This is a genomic window from Stenotrophomonas sp. NRRL B-14846 (genome assembly GCF_050473585.1).
GTDB lineage: Bacteria > Pseudomonadota > Gammaproteobacteria > Xanthomonadales > Xanthomonadaceae > Stenotrophomonas.
In genome coordinates this window covers 439,155-452,785 of sequence record NZ_JBFLUN010000022.1, presented here as the reverse complement: position 1 = coordinate 452,785, position 13,631 = coordinate 439,155, and the positions used below count along the sequence as shown (strand labels likewise).

General features: G+C 66.2%; 11 protein-coding genes. 3 read left to right on the top strand and 8 right to left on the bottom strand.

All coding sequences use genetic code 11. The features are described from left to right. Window positions 1–443: 443 nt before the first annotated feature. The 5 genes from ispH to murJ form a co-directional block, all read right to left on the bottom strand. A complete protein-coding gene (gene ispH / locus AB1281_RS04265; protein WP_430344939.1) occupies window positions 444–1,394 on the bottom strand; it encodes a 4-hydroxy-3-methylbut-2-enyl diphosphate reductase in 951 nt (316 codons plus the stop codon). Window positions 1,395–1,421: 27 nt separating this feature from the next. Then, window positions 1,422–1,946 (bottom strand): signal peptidase II, encoded by a 525-nt coding sequence (gene lspA, locus AB1281_RS04260; protein ID WP_430344940.1) that lies wholly within the window; start codon window positions 1,944–1,946, stop codon window positions 1,422–1,424. After that, the gene (ileS, locus tag AB1281_RS04255; protein WP_430345143.1) at window positions 1,946–4,777 is read right to left on the bottom strand and encodes an isoleucine--tRNA ligase; all 2,832 of its coding nucleotides are present in this window, start codon (window positions 4,775–4,777) and stop codon (window positions 1,946–1,948) included. Before ileS ends, lspA begins: the two co-directional genes overlap by 1 nt. Next, window positions 4,774–5,721: a bifunctional riboflavin kinase/FAD synthetase gene (locus AB1281_RS04250; protein ID WP_430344941.1), complete on the bottom strand. Its 948-nt coding sequence runs from the start codon at window positions 5,719–5,721 to the stop codon at window positions 4,774–4,776. The genes ileS and AB1281_RS04250 overlap by 4 nt, the downstream gene beginning before the upstream one ends. A 75-nt stretch (window positions 5,722–5,796) precedes the next feature. Continuing rightward, entirely contained in the window at window positions 5,797–7,401 is a 1,605-nt protein-coding gene (murJ, locus tag AB1281_RS04245; protein ID WP_430344942.1) for a murein biosynthesis integral membrane protein MurJ, read from the bottom strand. 117 nt (window positions 7,402–7,518) lie between these two features. On the opposite strand from murJ, the gene rpsT reads away from it, so the two are divergent. Beyond that, the gene (gene rpsT / locus AB1281_RS04240) at window positions 7,519–7,788 is read left to right on the top strand and encodes a 30S ribosomal protein S20 (protein ID WP_005408560.1); all 270 of its coding nucleotides are present in this window, start codon (window positions 7,519–7,521) and stop codon (window positions 7,786–7,788) included. A gap of 223 nt (window positions 7,789–8,011) precedes the next feature. Here the strand turns inward: rpsT and cgtA are convergent, their stop codons facing one another. The 3 genes from cgtA to rplU all read right to left on the bottom strand — a co-directional run bounded on the left by cgtA (window position 8,012) and on the right by rplU (window position 9,832). Continuing rightward, window positions 8,012–9,064 carry an Obg family GTPase CgtA gene (cgtA, locus tag AB1281_RS04235; RefSeq protein WP_014036376.1) on the bottom strand — a complete coding sequence of 351 codons (1,053 nt, stop codon included), beginning with the start codon at window positions 9,062–9,064 and terminating at the stop codon, window positions 8,012–8,014. A gap of 177 nt (window positions 9,065–9,241) precedes the next feature. Then, on the bottom strand, window positions 9,242–9,505 hold the full coding sequence (rpmA, locus tag AB1281_RS04230; protein ID WP_005415704.1) for a 50S ribosomal protein L27: 264 nt from the start codon (window positions 9,503–9,505) through the stop codon (window positions 9,242–9,244). Between the two features lie 18 nt (window positions 9,506–9,523). Beyond that, window positions 9,524–9,832, bottom strand: coding sequence for a 50S ribosomal protein L21 (gene rplU / locus AB1281_RS04225; RefSeq protein ID WP_005408557.1), 309 nt, complete (start codon window positions 9,830–9,832; stop codon window positions 9,524–9,526). A gap of 317 nt (window positions 9,833–10,149) precedes the next feature. On the opposite strand from rplU, the gene uvrA reads away from it, so the two are divergent. After that, a complete protein-coding gene (gene uvrA, locus AB1281_RS04220; protein ID WP_135966108.1) occupies window positions 10,150–13,143 on the top strand; it encodes an excinuclease ABC subunit UvrA in 2,994 nt (997 codons plus the stop codon). Continuing rightward, window positions 13,143–13,550, top strand: a complete 408-nt coding sequence (locus tag AB1281_RS04215) for an acyl-CoA thioesterase (protein ID WP_006424673.1) — start codon at window positions 13,143–13,145, stop codon at window positions 13,548–13,550. Before uvrA ends, AB1281_RS04215 begins: the two co-directional genes overlap by 1 nt. The last annotated feature ends 81 nt before the right edge of the window (window positions 13,551–13,631 follow it).

Here is a 13,631-nt window from a genome sequence, read left to right as displayed (position 1 = left end):
ATCCTTTCGCTCTATAGGAAAACTCCTAGAGACTCCGTTATCCACTCCCGATCACACCTGAAACGAGAAAGCCTTGGAACTTTCCGGCGCAAGAGGGCAACGGCTACGGACTTGAGACCAGGCGCCACATGCTTGCAGAACGACCGCTCTCGGGTGAGACAACCGATGCGGCCACGCATCACAGTGGGGTACATTCACATCACCATGCTCGTCCTGTTCAGCCAACAGTGAGCGGCGCAAGGATACGTGTCTTCATCAGGAAGGCTCCAGCGACGGCACCGCTGCCAGGCTTGGAGCGCGTGCGCCCCCGCGGCCGAAGGTCATGAGTGGAGAGCCGATCCACGCATGGCGTGGATCTACTTGGTGAGATGCGCTCGCGCTGCAGGAATACACCAGACCGGGGGCAGTAAATCCACGCCATGCGTGGATGAGGCCTTCCCCGGTCAGTCGACCAGGCGCAGGCGCAGTTCCTTCGGCAGCGCGAACACCATCGATTCCGGTTCGCCGTCCAGCTCGCCCACGCCGGTGGCGCCCAGCTCGGCCAGGCGTGCCAGCACGCCATCGACCAGCACCTGCGGTGCCGAGGCGCCGGCGGTGACGCCGATGTGCTGCTTGCCCACCACCCATGCCGGGTCGATCTCGTGCGCGCCGTCGATCAGGTACGACTCAACGCCCTCACGACGGGCCAGCTCGCTCAAGCGGTTGGAGTTGGAGCTGTTCGGCGAGCCGACCACCAGCACCAGGTCGCAGCGCTTGGCCAGGTCGCGCACGGCGTCCTGGCGGTTCTGCGTGGCGTAGCAGATGTCGTCGTTCTTCGGGCCCTGCATCGCCGGGAAACGCTCGCGCAGTGCATCGATGATGCCGCGCGTGTCGTCCACCGACAGCGTGGTCTGGGTGGTGTAGGCGAAGTTTTCCGGCTGGTTGATCACCAGCGTGGCGACCTGCTCCACATCTTCGACCAGGTAGATCTGGCCGGTACCGGCTTCGCGGTTCCACTGGCCCATGGTGCCTTCCACTTCCGGGTGACCGGCATGGCCGATCAGCACCACGTCACGGCCGGCACGGCAGTGGCGGGCGACTTCGAAGTGGACCTTGGTCACCAGCGGACAGGTGGCGTCGAACACCTTCAGGCCACGGCGCTCGGCTTCCTGGCGCACCGCCTGGGACACGCCATGCGCGCTGAAGATCACCGTGTTGTTGTCCGGTACCTCGTCGAGTTCCTCGACGAAGATCGCGCCGCGCTGCTTCAGGTCGTCGACCACGAAGCGGTTGTGCACCACTTCATGGCGGACGTAGATGGGCGCGCCCAGCGTTTCGATCGCGCGCTTGACGATCTCGATCGCACGATCGACACCGGCACAGAAACCACGCGGGTTGGCGAGCAGCACATCCATCAGTTCAATCTCCCGGCAGCGGCCGGCTTACGGTTTCGGGTTGGCATTATCCGCCTTTTTGGCGGAATTGCCGTCGAACAGGCCAAACAGGGCGATGCCGATGGCACCCACCACGATGGCCGAGTCGGCGATGTTGAACGAGGGCCAGGTGTAGCTGCCCACGTACCACTGGATGAAATCGACCACGTGGCCGTGCACCTGGCGGTCGATCACGTTGCCGATGGCACCGCCGATGATCAGCGCATACGGCACCGCGGCCTTCCAGTTGCCGCGGGCGGTGCCGCGCAGCCACCAGGCCATCAGGCCGCTGATGGCGATCGCCAGTGCGGTGAAGAAGTACTTCTGCCAGCCACCGGCGTCGCTCAGGAAACTGAACGCCGCACCGGTGTTGTAGGTGCGGTACCAGTTCCAGAAGCCGTCGATGACCACTACCGGCTGGAACTCCGGCAGGCTCGACAGCACCCAGGCCTTGGACCACTGGTCCAGGCCGATGATGGCGGCCGACAGCAGCAGCCAGACCAGGGCGTTCGGATGCGGACGTGCGGCGCTCATCAGAACCAGCTCCGCAGTTCGCCGGCGCCGGTGACGTTGCTCACGCAGCGGCCGCACAGTTCCGGATGGTCGGCGTTGCTGCCGACATCGGCGCGGTGGTGCCAGCAGCGCACGCACTTGGCCTTGGTGGTCGGCTGGGCGCTGACGAACACCTCGTCGGTGGTCGCCGGGCGCACCTGCACGTCGCCGCTGATGAACAGGAAACGCAGTTCATCGGCCAGCGGCTGCCAGCGCGCGGCCTGCTCTTCGCTGGCGGCGATGGTGATTTCCGCTTCCAGCGCGGCACCGATGGCGCCGTTGGCACGCATCGGCTCGAGCACCTTGGCGACCTGCTCGCGAACGGCCAGCAGCTGGTCGAAGTCAGCGGCGTTGAGCTGGGCATCGGCCGGCAGCGGCGCAAGGCCGTCATACCAGGTGGTGAACAGCACGTGGCCGGCATGCTCGCCCGGCAGGTAGCCCCACAGCTCGTCGGCGGTGAAGGTCAGGATCGGCGCGACCCAGCGGGTGAACGCTTCGGCGATGTGGTACATCGCGCTCTGTGCCGAACGGCGACCATGCGAATCGGTCGGCATCGTGTACAGGCGATCCTTGGTCACGTCCAGGTACAGCGAGCCCAGGTCCACGCTGCAGAAGTTCAGCAGCAGCTGCACGATCTCGGCCATGTTGTAGCCGTCGTAGGCCGCCTTGATCTTCTCCTGCAGCTCCCACGCGCGATGCACGATCCAGCGGTCCAGCGCGACCATCTGCTCGAGCGGCTGCAGGTGCTGGGCCGGATCGAAACCGTCCAGGTTGCCGAGCAGGAAGCGTGCGGTGTTGCGCAGGCGACGGTAGGCGTCGGCATTGCGCTTGAGGATCTCCTGCGACAGCGACATCTCGTTGCTGTAGTCGGCCGAGGCGATCCACAGGCGCAGGATGTCCGCGCCCAGCTTGTTCATGATGTCCTGCGGCTCGATGCCGTTGCCCAGCGACTTGGACATCTTGCGGCCGTGCTCGTCCACGGTGAAGCCGTGGGTCAGGCACTGCTTGTATGGCGCGCGCTTGTCGATCGCCACGCCGGTCAGCAGCGAGGACTGGAACCAGCCGCGGTGCTGGTCCGAACCTTCCAGGTACAGGTCGGCCGGCTTGCCGAAGCCACGCGCGGCGAGCACGCCTTCATGGGTCACGCCCGAATCGAACCAGACGTCGAGGATGTCGGTGACCTTCTCGTAGTCGGCCGCTTCGGCGCCCAGCAGTTCGGCGGCATCCAGCGAGTACCACACGTCGATGCCCTCGGCTTCGACGCGGTCGGCCACCTGCTGCATCAGCTCCACCGAGCGCGGATGGATCTCGCCGGTCTGGCGGTGGGTGAACAGTGCGATCGGCACGCCCCAGGTGCGCTGGCGCGAGATGGTCCAGTCCGGGCGACCGTCGACCATGCTCTGGATGCGCGCCTTGCCCCAGGTCGGGAACCAGCCGACGGTGTCGATGGCGGCCAGCGCATCGTTGCGCAGGTTGGCCTTGTCCATCGAGATGAACCACTGCGGGGTGGCGCGGAACACCACCGGCGTCTTGTGGCGCCAGCAGTGCGGGTAGCTGTGGCGGATCGGGTGGAAGGCCAGCAGCGAACCGTTGTCGCGCAGCACGCCGACGATGGCGTCCTGCGCCTTCCACAGGTGCTGGCCGGCCAGCACCACGTCACCGGCCGGCGGGGTCGATTCCAGGTACACGCCACGGCCGTCGATCGGAGTCACCTGACCGGCGTTGTACCTGTCCAGCAGGCCGTACTTCTGGCTGACCACGAAGTCTTCCTGGCCGTGGCCGGGGGCGGTGTGCACCGCACCGGTACCGTCCTCGTCGGACACATGGTCGCCGTTGAGCACCAGGATCTCGCGCTCCGGGTAGAACGGATGCGCCAGCAGCTGGTTTTCCAGCGCCGCGCCAGTGGTTTCACCGTGCAGCACCACCTCGTCCACGCCATAGCGCTGCAGCGCGCGCTCGGCCAGGGCCGCGGCCAGCACCAGCCAACGGCGCTTGCCGTTGTGGGCCGGGCCTTCGGCCAGCACGTAGTTGATCTCCGCACCCAGCGACACCGCCAGCGAGGCCGGCAGCGTCCACGGGGTGGTGGTCCAGATCGGCACGGCCACTTCAACGTCGGCCGGCACGCTCACGCCGAACGCCTGGCCGATGGCCTGCGCATCGCGCGCAGCGTAGGCCACATCGATCGCCGGCGATTCCTTTTCCTGGTACTCGATCTCGGCCTCGGCCAGCGCCGAGCCACAGTCGAAGCACCAGTACACCGGCTTGGCGCCACGCACCAGATGGCCGTTGGCCACGACCTTGGCCAGCGCGCGGATCTCGTTGGCTTCGAAGTCGAAGCTCAGGGTCTTGTACGGGTTGTCCCAGTCACCGGTCACGCCCAGGCGCTTGAAGTCCACGCGCTGGATGTTGATCTGCTCTTCGGCGAACTCGCGGCACTTCTGGCGGAACTCGACGGCGTCGAGCTTCACGCCCACCTTGCCCCACTTCTTTTCCACCGCGATCTCGATCGGCAGGCCATGGCAATCCCAGCCCGGCACGTAGGGCGCATCGAAGCCGGCCAGGTAGCGCGACTTGACGATGATGTCCTTCAGGATCTTGTTGACCGCATGGCCCAGGTGGATGCGGCCGTTGGCGTACGGCGGGCCGTCATGCAGCACGAACAGCGGGCGGCCGGCGGCGTTGTCGCGCAGCTGCTGGTAGAGCCCCTGCTCTTCCCACCGCGCCAGAATGCCCGGCTCGCGCTTGGGCAGATCGCCGCGCATCGGGAATTCGGTGGCTGGCAGGTTCAGGGTGGTCTTGTAGTCCTGGCTCACGCAGTGGCTCGCAATCTATGTTCGGAAAGGATGGCGCGCGCCTGTTCGGCGTCGCGGTGCATCTGGTCGGTCAGCGCCGCCAGATCATTGAATTTCTCTTCGTCGCGCAGCTTGGCGACGAACTCCACGTCGATGTGGCGCCCGTACAGGTCGCCCTGGAAATCGAACAGGTGGGCTTCCAGCAGCGGCTCCACGCCCTCCACGGTCGGCCGGGTGCCGAAACTGGACACCGAAGGCCACGGCTGGTCGAACACGCCGTGCACCCAGGTTGCATAGATGCCCGACAGCGCCGGGGTCTTCGGGAAGCGCAGGTTGGCGGTGGGGAAGCCCAGCGTACGGCCGAGCTGGCGCCCGCGCACCACCCGCCCGCTGATCGCGTAGGGACGGCCGAGCAGGTCGCCGGCACGGGTGAAATCACCGTCCTGCAACAGCTGGCGGATACGGGTGCTGGAAATGCGCTCGCCATGCAGGTCGACCGCTTCGATCTCGCCCGCGGTGAAGCCGAGTTCGGCGCCCATCTTCTGCAGCAGGGCCAGATCGCCGCGGCGGCGGTTGCCGAAGCAGAACTCCGGCCCGATCCACACTTCGCGGGCGCCCAGCCGGTGCACCAGCAACTGGCGCACGAAGGTCTCGGCCGGCATCGCCGCCATCGCCGCGTCGAAACGCAGCAGGCCGATCGCATCGACGCCCAGCTCGCGCAGGATCTCGACCTTGCTGCGCGCCAGGGTCAGCCGCGGCGGCGGCGTGCCCTGGGCAAAGAATTCACGCGGCAGCGGCTCGAATGCCACGGCCACTGCGGCCACGCCCAAGGCGCGCGCGCGGGCAACCGCGTGGCGGACCAGCGCACGATGGCCCAGGTGGAGGCCGTCGAATGCACCGATACAGACCACGCTTCCGTTGGGGAACAGCTCCCCGCCCTCGACGCTTCTGAACAGCCTGCTCATCAACTCTCGTTCCGGCCCGACCGGGGCCGCCGCTTCAATGGTGTAACCCTGAAGTATAGCCGCCACGGGCCGCGATCAATGCCCGCGCAGGTCGCGCGGGCGGAAGCCCATCGCCAGCATGGCCACCGCATAGGTCGCGCCACCGCCGCCGACCAGCAGCGCCAGGGCACCGATCCGCTCCCACACGCTCATCGCCGAGAAGCCCGGCAGCCAGTGCAGCAGGGCCAGCAGCACGCCAACCATGGCCGCGCAGGCCAGCAGCAGGCGCACCAGATAGCCGCCCCAGCCCGGCCGGCGCTGGTAGACATCGGTCTTGCCCAGCCAGTACCAGAGCAGGCCCAGGTTCAGGTAACTGGACAGCGCACTGGCGATGCCCAGTGCCAGGTGCAGGCCCGGCTGCTTGCCGATGGCCGCCATCACGCCCTGAGCCTTCAGCTCCTCCGGCACCATCACCTGGTACAGCACCGCCAGCAGGATGAAGTTGAACACCATGTTCGCCACCAGCGCGGCCACACCGGCGCGCACCGGGGTCTTGGTGTCCTGGCGGGCGTAGAACGCCGGCAGTACCACCTTCAGCAGGGCGAACGCCGGCAGGCCGAAGCTCAGGCCGTACACCGACAGCGCGGTCATGCGGGTATCGAAAGCACTGAACTGGCCATGCTGGAAGATGGTCGCGATCAGCGGTTCGGCCAGCAGCAGCAGGCCCAGCATGGCCGGCACCGAGATCAGCAGGGTCATGCGCAGGCCCCAGTCCAGCGAACGCGAGAAGCCCTCGCGGTCGGTGCTGACGTGATGACGCGCCAGCGCCGGCAGGATCACCGTGCCCAGCGCCACGCCGAACACGCCCAGCGGCAGCTCCAGGAAGCGATCGGCCAGCGACAGCCACGACTGCGAGCCGTCGGTCAGCTTGGCCGCGATCACCGTATCCAGCAGCAGGTTGATCTGCGCCACCGACGAACCGAACAGGGTCGGCACCATCAGCGTCATCACCTTGCGCACGCCCGGATGGCTCCAGCCCCAGCGCGGCAGGGTCAGCAGGTTGATGCCCTTCAGCGACGGCAGCTGGAACAGCAGCTGCAGGAGGCCGGCGGCGAGTACCGCCCAGCCCAGCGCCAGGATCTGCTTTTCCGGGGTGCCGCCCAGCCGCGGCGCCAGCCACAGCGCACCAGCGATCATGCACAGGTTGAGGATGACCGGGGTCAGCGCCGGCATCGCGAAGCGCTGGAAGCTGTTCAGCGCGCCGCCGGCCAGTGCGGTCAGCGAGACGAACAGCAGGAACGGGAAGGTCAGGCGGAACAGGTCGACCAGCAGGCCCTGCTTGACCGGATCGGTATCAACACCGCTTGAGAAGACCGAGGCCAGCTGCGGCGCGAAGATCAGCGCCAGCGCGGTGACCAGCATCAGCACCCCACCCAGGGTGCCGGCGGTGCGGGCCATCAGTTCGCGCAGTTCGGCGTGGCTGCGGGTTTCCTTCACTTCCGTGAACACCGGCACGAAAGCGGTGGCAAAAGACCCTTCGGCGAACAACCGGCGCAGGAAATTGGGTACCCTGAAGGCGACCCAGAAAGCATCAGTGATGGCGTTGGTGCCGAACGTGGTGGTCACCACGAAGTCCCGGACAAGTCCGAGAACGCGCGAGACCATGGTCATGCTGCTGAACGACAGCAGGCCCCGCAACAACTTGGGTGAACTCACTCAGCGTCCCTCTTGACAATCGACTTGACGTGCATTTCTTACGCCATCATACTAGCTAGCTTGCTGTTCCCATAACACCGATTTTTTCAGGAAACCACCACCGTGGCCAATATCAAGTCCGCCAAGAAGCGCGCCAAGCAGACCGTCGTGCGCAACGCGCGCAACGTGGCTCAGCGCTCGATGCTGCGCACCGCTGTCAAGAAAGTGATCAAGGCGCTGGACGCCAACGATGCCGCCGGCGCCGAAGCCGCCTTCGCCGTTGCCCAGCCGATCCTGGATCGCTTCAGCGCGCGTGGCCTGATCCACAAGAACAAGGCTGCTCGCCACAAGAGCCGCCTGAACGACCGCATCAAGGCCCTCAAGGCCGCCTGATCCGGCGTTGCCGCCCTGCCCTTCGGGGTTGGGCTGCAGACAAAAGCCCGGCCCCGGCCGGGTTTTTTGTTGCCTGCGATCCTGGCGATCCACAGGGACCGCGCGATGCGGTAGTGCCGGCCGCTGGCCGGCAACTCCAGCGAACTGCCGGCCAGCGGCCGGCACTACCGGGCAATGAAAAACCCGGCCAAGGCCGGGTTTTTCGCCTGGAACCACAACGACTTTACTGCGCGTTGCGGGCTTCCAGCTCATCTTCCTTCTGGCGATCGAAGAAGGCCATGATCCGGCTCATGATCGGGAAGGTACCTTCGCGACCCAGCGCGGAGACCAGGAACCACGGCTCCTTCCAGCCCAGCTCGGCGACGATCTGCTCGGCTGCGGCCTGCGCCTCGTCCTCGAACATCAGGTCGGCCTTGTTCAGCACCAGCCAGCGCGGCTTGTTCAGCAGCTCCGGATCGTGCTTTTCCAGCTCGCGCTCGATCGCACGCACCTGCTCGACCGGCGAAATGCCTTCCACGCCACCTTCCATCGGCGAGATGTCCACCAGGTGCAGCAGCAGGCGGGTGCGCTGCAGGTGGCGCAGGAACTGCGCACCAAGGCCGGCGCCGTCCGCCGCGCCTTCGATCAGGCCCGGAATGTCGGCGATCACGAAGCTGCGGTAGTTCTCCACCTTCACCACACCCAGGTTCGGGTACAGCGTGGTGAACGGGTAATCGGCCACCTTCGGCGTTGCCGCCGAAACGGCACGGATCAGGGTGCTCTTGCCGGCATTGGGGAAGCCCAGCAGGCCGACATCGGCCAGCAGCTTCAGCTCCAGCTTCAGCGTGCGCTCTTCGCCCGGCTCGCCCGGCAGCGCCTGGCGCGGCGAGCGGTTGGTCGAGCTCTTGAAGTGCATGTTGCCCAGGCCGCCACGGCCCCCCTTGGCCACCAGCAGACGGTCGTTGTGCTGGGTCAGGTCGCCGATGACTTCATCGGTGGCGACGTTGATGACCACGGTGCCGACCGGCACGGTGATGGTCAGGTCTTCACCGCCCTTGCCATAGGCCTGGCGGCCCATGCCGTTCTCGCCGCGCTGCGCCTTGAAGATGCGGTCATGGCGGAAGTCGACCAGGGTGTTCAGGTTTTCGTCGGCGCGGATGTACACGCTGCCGCCCGCACCGCCGTCGCCGCCGTCCGGGCCGCCGAGCGGAATGAACTTCTCGCGACGGAAGCCAATGCAGCCGTTGCCGCCGTTGCCGGCGAACACTTCGATTTCTGCTTCGTCTACCAGTTTCATTGTTTCGATGCCTGCGATGGGCGTGGCCTGCCGGCCGCCGCCTTGAATGTTATGCCTGCCGATGGCCGGCAGCCCGGCCTGGCCGGTCTTGCGTCCACTCTAACGAAAAGCCCCGCCGAAGCGGGGCTCTTCATGCAGCACTCCCATGCCGGGGCACGGGTGCCGGCGATGCCTGGATCAGGCGTCGGCCGAGACGATGCTGACGGTGCGACGCTTCTTGGCGCCCTTGACCGAGAACTCCACCTTGCCGTCCACGAGGGCGAACAGGGTGTGGTCACGGCCCAGGCCAACGCCCGAACCCGGGTGGAACTGGGTGCCGCGCTGACGCACGATGATGTTGCCGGCTTCGATGGCCTGGCCGCCGAAGATCTTGACGCCCAGGTACTTCGGGTTGGAGTCGCGACCGTTGCGCGAGGAGCCTACGCCCTTTTTATGTGCCATGACTGCTTCTCCTGATGCTTAGCCGGCGATGCCGGTGATCTCGATTTCGGTGTAGTACTGACGGTGACCCTGACGCTTCATGTGGTGCTTGCGGCGACGGAACTTGATGATCCGGACCTTGTCAGCACGACCCTGGGACAGGACCTTGGCGGTGACGGCAGCGCCCTTCAGCGCATCGCCCAGCTTCACGCCGTCGCTGTCACCCAGCATCAGGATGTTGTCAAACTTGATCTCGCTGCCGACTTCGACTTCGAGCTTTTCAATGCGGAGCTTTTCGCCCTGCGCCACGCGGTATTGCTTACCGCCGGTGACCAGTACTGCGTACATGACCAGGCCTTCCTCTGTAGTTATTGTGGTCTGAGCTGCCGCCATCGAGGGCGGACAGGAGCGGGATTGTACGCAGATCAACCGGCGCGGGTCAAGTCAACCCCTGAACGCTGCGGGAGACGGCACCGGAACGGGATCAGATCCCTTTCCACCCCGTGAAAAGGGATCTGACCCCTGCCTGACGGCCCGTCTCACAAGGTGAGACACCGGGCTGGCATTGTCGCCCATTGCCCCCATCTGGTCACCTCGGTAGGCTGACCGATTGCCGTTCCCTGCTGGCCCGGCACCCAGCCAACGCCCCCACAACCGGATCCCCCATGGCGATGGATTTCATCCGCATCCGCGGCGCGCGGACGCACAACCTGAAGAACCTCGACCTCGACCTGCCCCGCGACAAGCTGATCGTGATCACCGGCCTGTCCGGCTCGGGCAAGTCCTCGCTGGCGTTCGACACCATCTATGCAGAAGGCCAGCGCCGCTATGTCGAGTCGCTGTCGGCCTATGCGCGCCAGTTCCTGAGCGTGATGGAAAAGCCGGACCTGGACCACATCGAGGGCCTGTCCCCGGCGATCTCGATCGAGCAGAAGTCGACCTCGCACAACCCGCGTTCGACCGTCGGCACGATCACCGAGATCTACGACTACCTGCGCCTGCTGTACGCCCGCGTCGGCACCCCGCGCTGCCCGGACCACGGCTATCCGCTGGAAGCGCAGACGGTCAGCCAGATGGTCGACCAGGTGCTGACCCTGGACCCGGAACAGCGCTACATGCTGCTGGCCCCGGTCATCCGCGACCGCAAGGGCGAGCATGCCCAGGTGTTCGACCAGCTGCGCGCGCAGGGTTTCGTGCGCGTGCGCGTGGATGGCGAGCTGCATGAAATCGATGCGGTGCCGCCGCTGGCACTGCGCCAGAAGCACACCATCGAAGCGGTGATCGACCGATTCCGCCCGCGCGAAGACATCAAGCAGCGCCTGGCCGAGAGTTTCGAGACCGCGCTGAAACTCGGCGACGGCATGGCCTCGGTGCAGAGCCTGGACAAGGCCGAGACCGCGCCGACCCTGTTCTCCTCCAAGTACTCCTGCCCGGTCTGCGATTACTCGCTGCCGGAGCTGGAACCGCGCCTGTTCTCGTTCAACGCGCCGATGGGCGCCTGCCCCGGCTGCGATGGCCTGGGCATGGCCGAATTCTTCGATCCGTCGCGCGTGGTGGTGCACCCCGAGCTGTCGCTGGCCGCCGGTGCGGTGCGCGGCTGGGATCGCCGCAATGCCTACTACTTCCAGCTGATCGCATCGCTGGCCAAGCACTACAAGTTCGATGTCGACGCGACGTGGAACTCGCTGCCGCAGAACGTGCAGCAGGCCGTGCTGTACGGCAGTGGCGATGAAGCGATCACCTTCACCTACTTCACCGAAGCCGGTGGCCGCACCCAGCGCAAGCACCGCTTCGAAGGCATCATTCCCAACCTCGAGCGCCGCTACAAGGAAACCGAATCGCCGGCGGTGCGCGAAGAGCTGTCCAAGTACATCAGCGAACAGCCGTGCCCGGAATGCCATGGCGCGCGCCTGAACAAGGCGGCACGCAACGTGTTCGTGGCTGACCGCCCGCTGCCGGACCTGGTGGTGCTGCCGATCGACGAAGCGCTGAAGTTCTTCAGCGAACTGAGCCTGCCGGGCTGGCGTGGCGAGATCGCCTCGAAGATCGTCAAGGAGATCGGCGAACGCCTCGGCTTCCTGGTCGATGTGGGCCTGGATTACCTGACCCTGGAGCGCAAGGCAGACACCCTGTCCGGTGGCGAGGCACAGCGCATCCGCCTGGCCAGCCAGATCGGCGCCGGCCTGGTCGGCGTGATGTACGTGCTCGACGAGCCGTCGATCGGCCTGCACCAGCGCGACAACGAGCGCCTGCTCGGCACCCTCACCCGCCTGCGCGACCTCGGCAACACGGTGATCGTGGTCGAGCATGACGAGGACGCGATCCGCCTGGCCGACTACGTGCTGGACATCGGCCCGGGCGCGGGCGTGCATGGCGGCGAGATCGTCGGCCAGGGCACCCTGCAGGACATCCTGGAGGCACCGCGTTCGCTGACCGGCCAGTACCTGTCGGGCAAGCGTGCGATCGAGATCCCCGCGCGCCGGCACAAGCCGAACCCGAAGATGACCCTGCACCTGCGCGGGGCCAGCGGCAACAACCTCAAGGGCGTGGACCTGGCGATTCCGTCGGGCCTGCTGACCTGCGTGACCGGCGTGTCCGGCTCCGGCAAGTCGACCCTGATCAACGACACCCTGTTCTCGCTGGCCGCCAACGAGATCAACGGTTCCTCGCACCCGATCGCCCCGTACAAGGAGATCGATGGCCTGGACCTGTTCGACAAGGTGGTGGACATCGACCAGTCGCCGATCGGCCGCACCCCGCGGTCGAACCCGGCCACCTACACCGGCCTGTTCACTCCCCTGCGCGAACTGTTCGCGCAGGTGCCCGAAGCGCGTGCACGCGGCTACTCGCCGGGCCGTTTCAGCTTCAACGTGCGCGGTGGCCGCTGCGAAGCCTGCCAGGGCGACGGCCTGATCAAGGTCGAGATGCACTTCCTGCCGGACGTGTACGTGCCGTGCGATGTCTGCCATGGCAAGCGCTACAACCGCGAAACGCTGGAGATCCTGTACAAGGGCTTCAACATCAACGACGTGCTGGAAATGACCGTCGAGGATGCACTGAAGCTGTTCGAGCCGGTGCCGTCGATCGCACGCAAGCTGGAAACGCTGGTCGACGTCGGCCTGAGCTACATCAAGCTGGGCCAGAGCGCGACCACGCTGTCCGGTGGTGAAGCACAGCGCGTGAAGCTGTCCAAGGAACTGTCGCGCCGCGATACCGGCCGTACCCTGTACATCCTCGACGAGCCGACCACCGGCCTGCACTTCCACGACATCGAAGCGCTGCTGGGCGTGCTGCACAAGCTGCGCGACGAAGGCAACACGGTGGTGGTGATCGAGCACAACCTGGACGTGATCAAGACCGCCGACTGGATCGTCGACCTGGGTCCGGAAGGCGGCCACCGCGGTGGCACCATCCTGGTCACCGGCACGCCGGAAGACGTGGCGGCCTGCCCGCAGTCGTACACCGGCCAGTTCCTGGCCCGCATGCTGCCGTCCACCAGCGCCCGCCCCGAGCAGCCGGCCGCCGTGGCCAACAAGCCCGATGCGCGCCCGCCGCGCAAGGTGAAGCCTGAAAAGCCGGCCAAGGTGGCGAAGAAGGCCGTGGCCGCCAAGAGCACCGGCAAGGCCAGCAAGAGCACGTCGAAGAAGAAGGACGCCTGATGAGCAGCGAACACAAGATCCTGGCCCGCATCCCGATCAGCGTGCGCTGGCGTGACATGGACAGCATGGGCCACGTCAACAACGCCAAGTACATTTCCTACCTGGAAGAAGCGCGCGTGCGCTGGATGCTGGGCGTGGACGGCGTGTCGATGACCGACCGCATCGCACCGGTGGTGGCCGCGACCAACGTCAACTACCGGCTGCCGATCGTGTGGCCCAACGACATCCTGGTCGAACTGTTCGTCGAGCGCCTGGGCAACAGCAGCGTGACCATCGGCCACCGCATCGTCGACCAGCAGGACGAGTCGAAGCTGTACTCGGACGGCAACGTGGTGGTGGTGTGGATGGATACGCAGACCGGCAAGAGCGCGCCGCTGCCGGAGGCGATCCGCAGCGCGTCGACCTGACGCGCCTGTGGTAGTGCCGGCCGCTGGCCGGCAACCTCCAGATGTATCGCGGATGCCGGCCAGCGGCCGGCACTACCGATC

What these genes read in the sequence shown, in the direction of transcription:
- ispH (WP_430344939.1), bottom strand. Translation starts at nt 1,394, where the DNA reads ATGGATGTGCTGCTCGCCAACCCGCGTGGTTTCTGTGCCGGTGTCGAT.
- lspA (WP_430344940.1), bottom strand. Translation starts at nt 1,946, where the DNA reads ATGAGCGCCGCACGTCCGCATCCGAACGCCCTGGTCTGGCTGCTGCTG.
- AB1281_RS04250 (WP_430344941.1), bottom strand. Translation starts at nt 5,721, where the DNA reads ATGAGCAGGCTGTTCAGAAGCGTCGAGGGCGGGGAGCTGTTCCCCAAC.
- cgtA (WP_014036376.1), bottom strand. Translation starts at nt 9,064, where the DNA reads ATGAAACTGGTAGACGAAGCAGAAATCGAAGTGTTCGCCGGCAACGGC.
- rpmA (WP_005415704.1), bottom strand. Translation starts at nt 9,505, where the DNA reads ATGGCACATAAAAAGGGCGTAGGCTCCTCGCGCAACGGTCGCGACTCC.
- rplU (WP_005408557.1), bottom strand. Translation starts at nt 9,832, where the DNA reads ATGTACGCAGTACTGGTCACCGGCGGTAAGCAATACCGCGTGGCGCAG.
- uvrA (WP_135966108.1), top strand. Translation starts at nt 10,150, where the DNA reads ATGGCGATGGATTTCATCCGCATCCGCGGCGCGCGGACGCACAACCTG.
- AB1281_RS04215 (WP_006424673.1), top strand. Translation starts at nt 13,143, where the DNA reads ATGAGCAGCGAACACAAGATCCTGGCCCGCATCCCGATCAGCGTGCGC.